This is a genomic window from Kitasatospora sp. NPDC058046 (genome assembly GCF_042885595.1).
Classification (GTDB): Bacteria; Actinomycetota; Actinomycetes; order Streptomycetales; family Streptomycetaceae; genus Kitasatospora.
Genome location: NZ_JBHVRS010000032.1, coordinates 80,486 through 89,120, shown reverse-complemented (window position 1 = coordinate 89,120; position 8,635 = coordinate 80,486). Strand labels below are relative to the sequence as shown.

At 74.2% G+C, this 8,635-nt stretch carries 7 protein-coding genes; 4 read left to right on the top strand and 3 right to left on the bottom strand.

Annotation, left to right across the window (positions count from 1 at the left end; all coding sequences use genetic code 11):
* The first annotated feature begins 490 nt into the window (after positions 1-490).
* Both ACFVU7_RS40540 and ptsP read left to right on the top strand, forming a co-directional pair.
* Positions 491-940: a PTS glucose transporter subunit IIA gene (locus ACFVU7_RS40540; RefSeq protein WP_049657699.1), complete on the top strand. Its 450-nt coding sequence runs from the start codon at positions 491-493 to the stop codon at positions 938-940.
* 97 nt (positions 941-1,037) lie between these two features.
* Positions 1,038-2,708: a phosphoenolpyruvate--protein phosphotransferase gene (gene ptsP / locus ACFVU7_RS40535; protein ID WP_049657698.1), complete on the top strand. Its 1,671-nt coding sequence runs from the start codon at positions 1,038-1,040 to the stop codon at positions 2,706-2,708.
* A gap of 102 nt (positions 2,709-2,810) precedes the next feature.
* Here ptsP and ACFVU7_RS40530 read toward each other — a convergent pair whose 3' ends face one another.
* From ACFVU7_RS40530 to ACFVU7_RS40520, 3 genes are all read right to left on the bottom strand, one after another.
* A complete protein-coding gene (locus ACFVU7_RS40530) occupies positions 2,811-4,829 on the bottom strand; it encodes an acetoacetate--CoA ligase (RefSeq protein ID WP_388051222.1) in 2,019 nt (672 codons plus the stop codon).
* A 118-nt stretch (positions 4,830-4,947) separates the two neighbouring features.
* On the bottom strand, positions 4,948-5,514 hold the full coding sequence (locus tag ACFVU7_RS40525; RefSeq protein ID WP_388051219.1) for an NUDIX domain-containing protein: 567 nt from the start codon (positions 5,512-5,514) through the stop codon (positions 4,948-4,950).
* Positions 5,515-5,565: 51 nt separating this feature from the next.
* Positions 5,566-6,471, bottom strand: a complete 906-nt coding sequence (locus ACFVU7_RS40520; RefSeq protein WP_388051216.1) for an NUDIX domain-containing protein — start codon at positions 6,469-6,471, stop codon at positions 5,566-5,568.
* A 215-nt stretch (positions 6,472-6,686) separates the two neighbouring features.
* Between ACFVU7_RS40520 and mmuM the strand changes: the two genes are divergently transcribed.
* Together mmuM and ACFVU7_RS40510 are read left to right on the top strand one after the other, a co-directional pair.
* The gene (mmuM, locus tag ACFVU7_RS40515) at positions 6,687-7,631 is read left to right on the top strand and encodes a homocysteine S-methyltransferase (RefSeq protein WP_388051213.1); all 945 of its coding nucleotides are present in this window, start codon (positions 6,687-6,689) and stop codon (positions 7,629-7,631) included.
* 216 nt (positions 7,632-7,847) lie between these two features.
* On the top strand, positions 7,848-8,612 hold the full coding sequence (locus ACFVU7_RS40510) for an IclR family transcriptional regulator (RefSeq protein WP_049657378.1): 765 nt from the start codon (positions 7,848-7,850) through the stop codon (positions 8,610-8,612).
* The last annotated feature ends 23 nt before the right edge of the window (positions 8,613-8,635 follow it).

Below are 8,635 nucleotides of genomic sequence, written 5' to 3'. Positions count from 1 at the left end.
TTTGGCACGCTGTTGAGTTCTCAAGGAACGGACGCTTCCTTCGGACCGCCTTCCAGCGGACCCTCCGGGCTTCGTTCTTTCGTGTTTCCAGCTTACCAGATGCTTTCCGTTCCGTTTACCGGGGGTTTTTGCATCTGAAATCTGGCGTTAACCGCCGAGTTGCGGCGACTCGCCCAACCATAGCGGGTCGGCAGCCGGAGCGCGAACCGGGGCGCACCCGGGGTCGCTCGGACGGCGGCATGATTTGTTGCTCTCGCGAGCATATACAGCAATGGTCTCGATTCGCCAAGATGCCTGTAGAGTGCGGCGCATCGGCCAGAGGACTAGACCACTAGCGGGCCGGTGAGTCGCCGGCCGGCTAGGTAGGCAAGGGCGGGGTCTTCGCCCGGGAATGTCAGCAGTTGTCCGAAGTTGACATGAATTAGGCTTCAGTTGATCGTCGCGCCGCTCCTCGCGGCCGCTCGCTGTACTGCACTTGGGAGGCACAACCATGACCACTGTGACGTCGCCGCTGACCGGCAAGATCGTGGGGCTCGCGGGCGTGCCCGACCCGGTGTTCTCGGGTGCGATGGTCGGCCCGGGCACCGCGGTCGACCCCGTTCGCGAGCAGACCACGGCGGTCGCTCCGGTGGACGGTGTCGTCGTCTCCATGCACCCGCACGCGTTCGTCGTCGTGGACGCCGAGGGCCACGGTGTGCTGACCCACCTCGGGATCGACACCGTTCAGCTCAACGGCGAGGGCTTCGAACTGCTCGTCAACAAGGGCGACACGGTGACCCGTGGTCAGGCCGTCATCAAGTGGGACCCGGCCGCCGTCGAGGCCGCCGGCAAGTCGCCGATCTCGCCGATCGTGGCGCTGGAGGCCACCGCCGACTCGCTCGGCGACCTGCGGGAGGACGGCGAGGCCAAGGCCGGCGAGCAGCTGTTCAGCTGGAGCTGACCCCTTCCTTCCGACACCCGCCCCGGACGAGATGACGGGGCGGCCCCCACACACAGCGGTTCCCGGCGGGGCCGCTCATCTCAGCGGAGACAGTGACATGGAGAAGACGCTGCGCGGCGTGGGCGTGAGCCACGGGGTCGCGATCGGCCAGGTGCGGCACATGGGGACGGCGGTGCTGGAGCCCCCGGCCACCCAGATCCCGACCGAGGACGCCCCGCGCGAGCAGGCCCGCGCCCAGGCCGCCGTCGAGGCGGTCGCCGCCGACCTCGTCGCGCGCGGCAACCTCGCGGGCGGCGAGGCCCAGGCCGTGCTGGAGGCCCAGGCGCTGATGGCGCAGGACCCCGAGCTGATGGCCGACGTGTCCCGCCGGATCGCCGTCGGCAGCAGCGCCGAGCGCGGCGTCTACGACGCGTTCGCGGCCTACCGGGCGCTGCTCGCCTCCGCCGGGGAGTACCTGGCCGGGCGGGTCGCCGACCTGGACGACGTGCGCAACCGGATCGTGGCCCGGCTGCTCGGCGTGCCGATGCCGGGCGTGCCGGACAGCGACGAGCCGTACGTGCTGTTCGCGCGGGACCTGGCGCCGGCCGACACCGCGCTGCTCGACCCGACGCTGGTGCTCGGCTTCGTGACCGAGGAGGGCGGGCCGACCAGCCACAGCGCCATCCTGGCCCGGGCGATGGGCGTGCCGGCCGTCGTGGCGCTGCCCGGCGCGATCGAGGTCGCCGAGGGCACCGTCGTCGCGGTGGACGGCAGCTCCGGCGATGTCCTGCTGGAGCCGTCCCAGGAGAAGCAGGACGAGCTGCGGGCGGCCGCCGCCGCGCGCAAGGCCGCGCTGGCCGCGTCCTCCGGCCCGGGGCAGACCTCGGACGGTCACCGGGTGCCGCTGCTCGCCAACGTGGGCGGCCCGGCCGACGTGCCGGCCGCGCTGGAGAACGGCGCCGAGGGCGTCGGCCTGTTCCGCACCGAGTTCCTGTTCCTGGACGACTCGGCGAAGGCGCCCAGCGCCGAGAAGCAGGTCGAGGCGTACCGCAAGGTGCTGGAGGCCTTCCCCGAGGGCCGGGTCGTGGTCCGGGTGCTGGACGCCGGCGCGGACAAGCCGCTGGACTTCCTGACCCCGGCCGACGAGCCGAACCCGGCGCTGGGCGTGCGCGGTCTGCGCACCCTGCTCGAGCACCCCGAGGTGCTGCGGACCCAGCTCCGGTCGCTGGCCAAGGCGGCCGAGGGCCTGCCGGTGCACCTCGAGGTGATGGCCCCGATGGTGGCCGACCGCAAGGACGCCAAGGACTTCGCGGCCGCGTGCCGGGAGGCCGGGCTGGACGCCAAGTTCGGCGCGATGGTGGAGATCCCGTCGGCCGCGCTGCGCGCCAGGTCGATCCTCCAGGAGGTCGAGTTCCTGTCGCTGGGGACCAACGACCTCGCGCAGTACACCTTCGCGGCCGACCGTCAGGTCGGTGCGCTGGCCCGGCTCCAGGACCCGTGGCAGCCGGCCCTGCTGGACCTGGTCGCCGCGGCGGCCGACGCCGCGCGGGTGAGCGGCAAGAGCTGCGGGGTCTGCGGCGAGGCGGCCGCCGACCCGCTGCTGGCCGTGGTGCTGACCGGTCTGGGCGTCACCAGCCTGTCGATGGGCGCGGCCTCGATCCCCTACGTGCGGACCACGCTCGCCAAGTACACGCTGGCGCAGTGCCGCCGGGCGGCCGAGGCGGCCCGGGCCGCGGACAGCGCCGAGGAGGCGCGGGCCGCCGCGCAGCAGGTGCTCTCCGGCGAGTAGGGCGAGCGGCCGACGTAGCGGCATGAGAAGGGGCGCTCCCGCCAGGACGGTGGGGCGCCCCTTTCGTGTGCCCCGGGGCCGGTCAGGGCCGGTCAGGGCCGGTCAGGCCTGGCGGTCGAGGCGGAGCCGCTCGAAGAAGCGCAGGTGCTCGATGCGGTCGACGGAGCCGGGGTTGACGGCCTGCTCCAGCGGGGTGCCGGAGAGGATGCGCTTGACCGGGACCTCGATCCGCTTGCCGGTGAGGGTGTGCGGGAGGCCGTCGACGGCGATGACCTCGTCGGGCACGTGGCGCGGGGAGAGCTCGGTGCGCAGCGAGGTGCGGATGCGGCCGATCAGGTCGTCGTTCAGCTCCGCACCGGGGGCGAGGACGACGAACAGCGGCATCCAGTAGCCGCCGTCGGGCTCCTCCAGGCCGATGACCAGGGACTCGGCGATCTCGGGGAGGCGCTCGACGACCTCGTAGATGTCCGAGGAGCCCATCCGGACGCCCTGGCGGTTGAGGGTGGAGTCGGAGCGGCCGTGGATGACGACGGTGCCCCGGGAGGTGATGGTGATCCAGTCGCCGTGGCGCCAGACGCCGGGGTACATGTCGAAGTAGCTGTCGTGGTAGCGGGTGCCCTCGGGGTCGTTCCAGAAGCCGGTGGGCATCGAGGGGATGGGCTTGGTGACGACGAGTTCGCCGACGGTGTCGGAGTGCGGGTGGCCCTGGACGTCCCAGGACTCGACGGCCGCGCCGAGGCAGGGGGCCTGGATCTCGCCGAGGTGCACCGGGAGGGTGGGGACGCCGCCGACGAAGCAGGAGCAGACGTCGGTGCCGCCGCTGACGGAGGCGAGCCAGACGTCCTCCTTGACCTCCTGGTAGATCCAGCGGAAGCCGTCCGGCGGGAGCGGGGAGCCGGTGGTGCCGATGCAGCGCACGGCGGACAGGTCGAGGTCGCGGCCGGGGTGGAGCTCGGCCTTGCGGCTGGCGATCACGTAGGCGGCGGAGGTTCCGAGGACGGTGGCGCCGGTGCGGGCGGCCACGGACCAGAGGGCGCCGGTGTCGGGGTGGCCCGGGCTGCCGTCGTAGGTGACGATCGTGGACCCGACGAGGAGGCCGGCCAGCAGGAAGTTCCACATCATCCAGCCGGTGGAGGTGTACCAGAGGAAGCGGTCCCGGGGGCCGAGGTCGAGGTGGAGGCCGGCCTGCTTGAGGTGTTCGAGCAGGATGCCGCCCTGGCTCTGGACGATGGCCTTGGGCAGGCCGGTGGTGCCGGAGGAGTAGAGGACCCAGAGCGGGTGGTCGAAGGGGACGGGCTCGAAGACCGGCTCCACGTCGTCGGCGACCAGGTCGTCCCAGTGCAGGGCGCCCTCGGGGGCGGGGGCGCCGAGCAGCGGGACGTGCACGACGGTGTGCAGGCTGGGGAGTTCGCGGCGCAGCTCGGCGACGACCTCGGTGCGGTCGTGGTCCTTGCCGCCGTAGTGGTAGCCGTCGATGGCGAAGAGGACGGCGGGCTCGATCTGCTGGAGGCGGTCGAGGACGCTGCGGGCGCCGAAGTCGGGGGCGCAGCTGGTCCAGACCGCGCCGACGGCGGCGGTGGCGAGCAGGGCGACGGCGGCCTGCGGGACGTTGGGCAGGTAGGCGCTGACCCGGTCGCCGGGGCCGATGCCGCGGGCGCGCAGGGCGGCGGCGAGCGAGCCGACCTGGCGGCGGAGCTCGGACCAGGTGAGGACGGCCGGCTGCTCGGTGGTCTCGTCGAGGTGGAGGATCGCGGGGCGGTCGGCGTTGGCCGGGTCGTCGGCGGCGCGCAGGGCGTGCTCGGCGTAGTTGAGGCGGGCGCCGGGGAACCAGCGGGCGCCGGGCATGGCGGCGTCGGCGAGGACCGCTTCGGGGGCCCGGGTGAAGCGGACGTCGAACCACTGGGTGATCGCGGTCCAGAACCGGTCGAGGTCCTCGGTGGACCAGGCGTGCAGGTCCGCGTAGCGCTCGGCGGCCTGCTGGTCCTCTGCGGCCGGGGCGAGCGGGGCGGCCGGGGCGCCGTGGTGTTCGGCGGCCCAGGCCTGGAAGGCCACCAGGGTGGTGGCGGCGGCGCGAGCGGGGTTGGGGCGCCAGAGCGGCTGGTCCTGCGGTGGGGTGCTCACGGTGGTGGTCTCCCGGCCGGTGGTGGGGACGGGAGCGCTCGTGGCAGACCCGTCCGGTTGGGCTGTCGGTGCAGACCATGCCATGTGATCGCCCGCCGCGCCAGGGTCGGCCGGTGGGTCAGCGGGGGGTGAACTCGCCGCTGAACCAGCGGCGCAGGACGCCGTTGTGGAAGTCCCAGACGAGCGGGGTTTCGGCGGTGGCGAGCAGCCAGCCGTCGGTCTCGTCGGTGGGGCGCGAGGGCGGGAGGTCGGCGAGCGGGCGGGCCGGGAGCAGTCCGCAGAGCATCACGAAGCGGCCGTCGGGGTCGGAGGCGGTGTGGATCAGGGTGACCTCCGCCGGGTCGGCGGTGATGCCGGTCTCCTCGTGCAGTTCGCGCACGCAGGCCTGCTGCCAGCTCTCGCCGTAGTCCATGTAGCCGCCGGGGAAGGCGAGTTCGCCGTAGCCGGGCTCGATGGTGCGGCGGATGACGACCAGGGCCGGGTCGGCGTCGGGGCGGGTGACGGGGAGGACGGTGATCGCGACGGGCAGCGGGTTGCGGTAGCTGATCTCGGCGCAGCCGGGGCAGGTGCGCGGCCAGGCGCGGATGTCGGCCGGGTAGGGCGTACCGCAGAAGTGGCAGTGCGAGAAGGGCCGGTGGGCGGTCTGCTGGGCCTCGTCGGCGGTCGTCGCCTCGTCAGTGGTCATGGCCGGATGGTAGCCCGGTCGGCCGAGGGTGCCGCCGGGGGCCGCGGACCCTCAGCGGGAGCCCGCGTCGTCGGCCGTGCCTTCGCGGGCGGGGCGGAGCAGCGCGGGGTGCAGCAGGCGGGCGTCGCCGGCGTGGTAGGTGCGGGCGCGGGGGCCGCCGCGGGCTCCGCCGCGCTCGGTGGTGGTGCCGGTGCTCTCGACGAAGCCGGGCACGGACAGCACCTTGCGGTGGAAGTTGCCGGGGTGGAGCTTCTCGTCCCAGACCGCCTCGTAGACGGCGCGGAGGTCGGGGATGGTGAAGTCGTACGGCAGGAAGGCGGTGGCCAGCGGGCTGTACTCGAGCTTGGCGCGCACCCGGTCGAGGCCGTCGGCGAGGATGCGGGCGTGGTCGAAGGCCAGCGTGAGCGGGCCGGGGCCGGTGCGCCCGTCGACGCCACCCCCGTGGGTGTCGGCGGGCACACCGGCGGTTCGGGACCGGCCGCAGGGCCGGAGGTCCAGGTCGGAGACGGGGTGCCAGGCGGCGGCCGCGGCGTCCGTTCCGGCCTGGGGGTCGGGCAGGTCTGGGGCGAAGGCGAGGTAGGCGACCGAGACGACGTGCATCCGCGGATCCCGCTCGGGGGTGCCGTAGGTGCCGAGCTGCTCCAGGTGGAGGCGGCAGAGCCTGGTCTCGGCCTCGGAGGCGCTCTGCAGGCCCGTCTCCTCGGCGAGCTCGCGGGCGGCGGCCTCGTCCAGGCCCTCCTCGCCAGAGCGCAGGAAGCCGCCGGGCAGCGCCCAGCAGCCCTGGTAGGGCGGGGCGCCGCGTTCGACGAGCAGGACGTGCAGGCCGCCGTGGCGCAAGGTCAGGGCGACCACGTCCACGGTGACGGCGACCGGGGTGTAGGCGCGCGGGTCGTACGCGGCGAGCCACTCCTCCTCGGCTCGGGGCCCGGTGGGGGGCGGCTGGTCGTCCGCTGCCATCGCCGGGCTCCTTTCCGTCGTCGCCGGTGCCACCGGGCCTGCCGTGCCGGTGCTGGATCGTCGTCCGAGGTCTGTTCCGGCCGTTGTGATCAGGCCGTTCTTCTCGGGCTGAGCACAACGTAGCGAGTGCGTTCCCCGGCGGCAAATGGTTTTCCTGCCCGGCGGGGGCCTCCGCCTCTAGGCTGTGACCAGGAACTCTGCCCGAGGAGGCCGCCATGCCCACTGCTCCCCCGCCGGACTTCGCCGCCGCGCTGGCCGCCGGTCCGCTGGTGCTCGACGGAGGGATGTCGAACCAGTTGGCGGCGGCCGGGCACGACCTCTCGGACGGGCTCTGGTCGGCGCGGCTGCTGGCGGACGACCCGCAGGCGGTGGTGGCGGCGCACCGGGCGTACTTCGCGGCGGGCGCCGACGTCGCGATAACCGCGAGCTACCAGGCGAGTTTCGAGGGCTTCGCGCGCCGCGGGGTCGGCCGGGCGCAGGCCGCCCGGCTGCTGGCGAGCAGCGTGGAGCTGGCCCGGGAGGCGGCGCGCCCGGAGCCGGGCGGGCGGCGGCGCTGGGTGGCGGCCTCGGTGGGCCCGTACGGGGCGGTGCTGGCGGACGGCTCGGAGTACCGGGGCCGGTACGGGCTGGGCGTCGCGGAGCTGGCGGACTTCCACCGGCCGCGGCTGGAGGTGCTGGCGGCGGCCCGGCCGGACGTGCTGGCGCTGGAGACGGTGCCGGACGTGGACGAGGCGCGGGCGCTGCTGGGGCTGGTGCGCGGGCTTGGGGTGCCGGCCTGGCTGTCGTACAGCATCGAGGGCGACCGGACCAGGGCCGGACAGCCGCTGACGGAGGCGTTCGCGCTGGCCGCCGACGTGGACGAGGTGGTCGCGGTGGGCGTCAACTGCTGCACGCCGCAGGACGCGGACCGGGCGGTGGCGGTGGCCGCCGAGGTGACCGGGAAGCCGGTGGTGGTCTACCCGAACAGCGGGGAGAGCTGGGACGCCAGCCGTCGGGGCTGGCGCGGCGAGCCGACCTTCCGCTCGGCCCGGGTGGGCGGCTGGCTCGCGGACGGCGCTCGGCTGGTGGGCGGCTGCTGCCGGGTCGGGACGGACGGGATCGCGGCGCTGGCGGCGGAGGTGACGGTGCTGCGGGCGCAGTGCGCGGAGGCGGTGGGCTGACCTCGCGGGCGGGGTGAGGCCCGGCGCGGGGCGGTGAGGACCGGCGCGGGGGCGCGTGTGCACGCCCCGGCCCGGACCTGGGAGCACGGCAGGTGAACACGGGGTCGAGGGCGGGTTACCCGGGGGGAAGGTGCACGGAGTCAGGGCGGCCTGGCAGACTCGTCCCGTCACCACTGTGGTCGACAATGTCGACCGCCTGTCAGCGCGGAGGTTCCCATGCCCGGCCCGATCCAGTCGCTTTCCCGGGCCGCCGCGATCATGCGCCTGCTGGCCGGCGGCGAGCGCCGGCTCGGCCTGTCCGAGGTCTCGACGGCACTGGACCTGGCCAAGGGCACGGCGCACGGCATCCTGCGCACGCTGCAGCAGGAAGGGTTCGTCGAGCAGGACCCGGAGACCGGCAAGTACCAGCTGGGCGCCGAGCTGCTGCGGCTGGGCCAGAGCTACCTGGACGTGCACGAGCTGCGGGCGCGGGCGCTGGTGTGGGCGGACGACCTGGCCCGGGCGGCCGGGGAGACGGTCTACCTGGGCGTGCTGCACCAGCAGGGCGTGCTGATCGTGCACCACGTGTTCCGGCCGGACGACACCCGGCAAGTGCTGGAGGTGGGCTCCATGCAGCCGCTGCACAGCACCGCGCTGGGCAAGGTACTGGTGTCCTACGACCCGGTCGCGCGCGGCGAGTTGGGCGACGGCCCGTACGAGTCGTACACCGTGCGGACGCTGACCGAGGCGGCCGACGTGGACGCCGAGTGCGCGCTGGTCCGGGAGCGCGGCTGGGCGGACTCGATCGAGGAGACCTGGGAGGGCGTGGCCTCGATCGGCGCGCTGATCCAGGACCGGCGGCGCAACCCGGTGGGCGCGGTCTGCATCAGCGGGGCGGTCGAGCGGGTCTGCGAGGACGGCTTCGTGAAGCCCTCGCTGGTGGCCTCGGTGCGCAGCGCGGCGCGGGCGATCTCCCGCGACCTGGGCGCCGGGCGGTTCTGAGCACATCCACGGGCGGCTCGCGG

Coding starts and splice junctions, on each gene's coding strand:
- ACFVU7_RS40540 (WP_049657699.1), top strand. CDS start 491: ATGACCACTGTGACGTCGCCGCTGACCGGCAAGATCGTGGGGCTCGCG.
- ptsP (WP_049657698.1), top strand. CDS start 1,038: ATGGAGAAGACGCTGCGCGGCGTGGGCGTGAGCCACGGGGTCGCGATC.
- ACFVU7_RS40525 (WP_388051219.1), bottom strand. CDS start 5,514: ATGACCACTGACGAGGCGACGACCGCCGACGAGGCCCAGCAGACCGCC.
- ACFVU7_RS40520 (WP_388051216.1), bottom strand. CDS start 6,471: ATGGCAGCGGACGACCAGCCGCCCCCCACCGGGCCCCGAGCCGAGGAG.
- mmuM (WP_388051213.1), top strand. CDS start 6,687: ATGCCCACTGCTCCCCCGCCGGACTTCGCCGCCGCGCTGGCCGCCGGT.
- ACFVU7_RS40510 (WP_049657378.1), top strand. CDS start 7,848: ATGCCCGGCCCGATCCAGTCGCTTTCCCGGGCCGCCGCGATCATGCGC.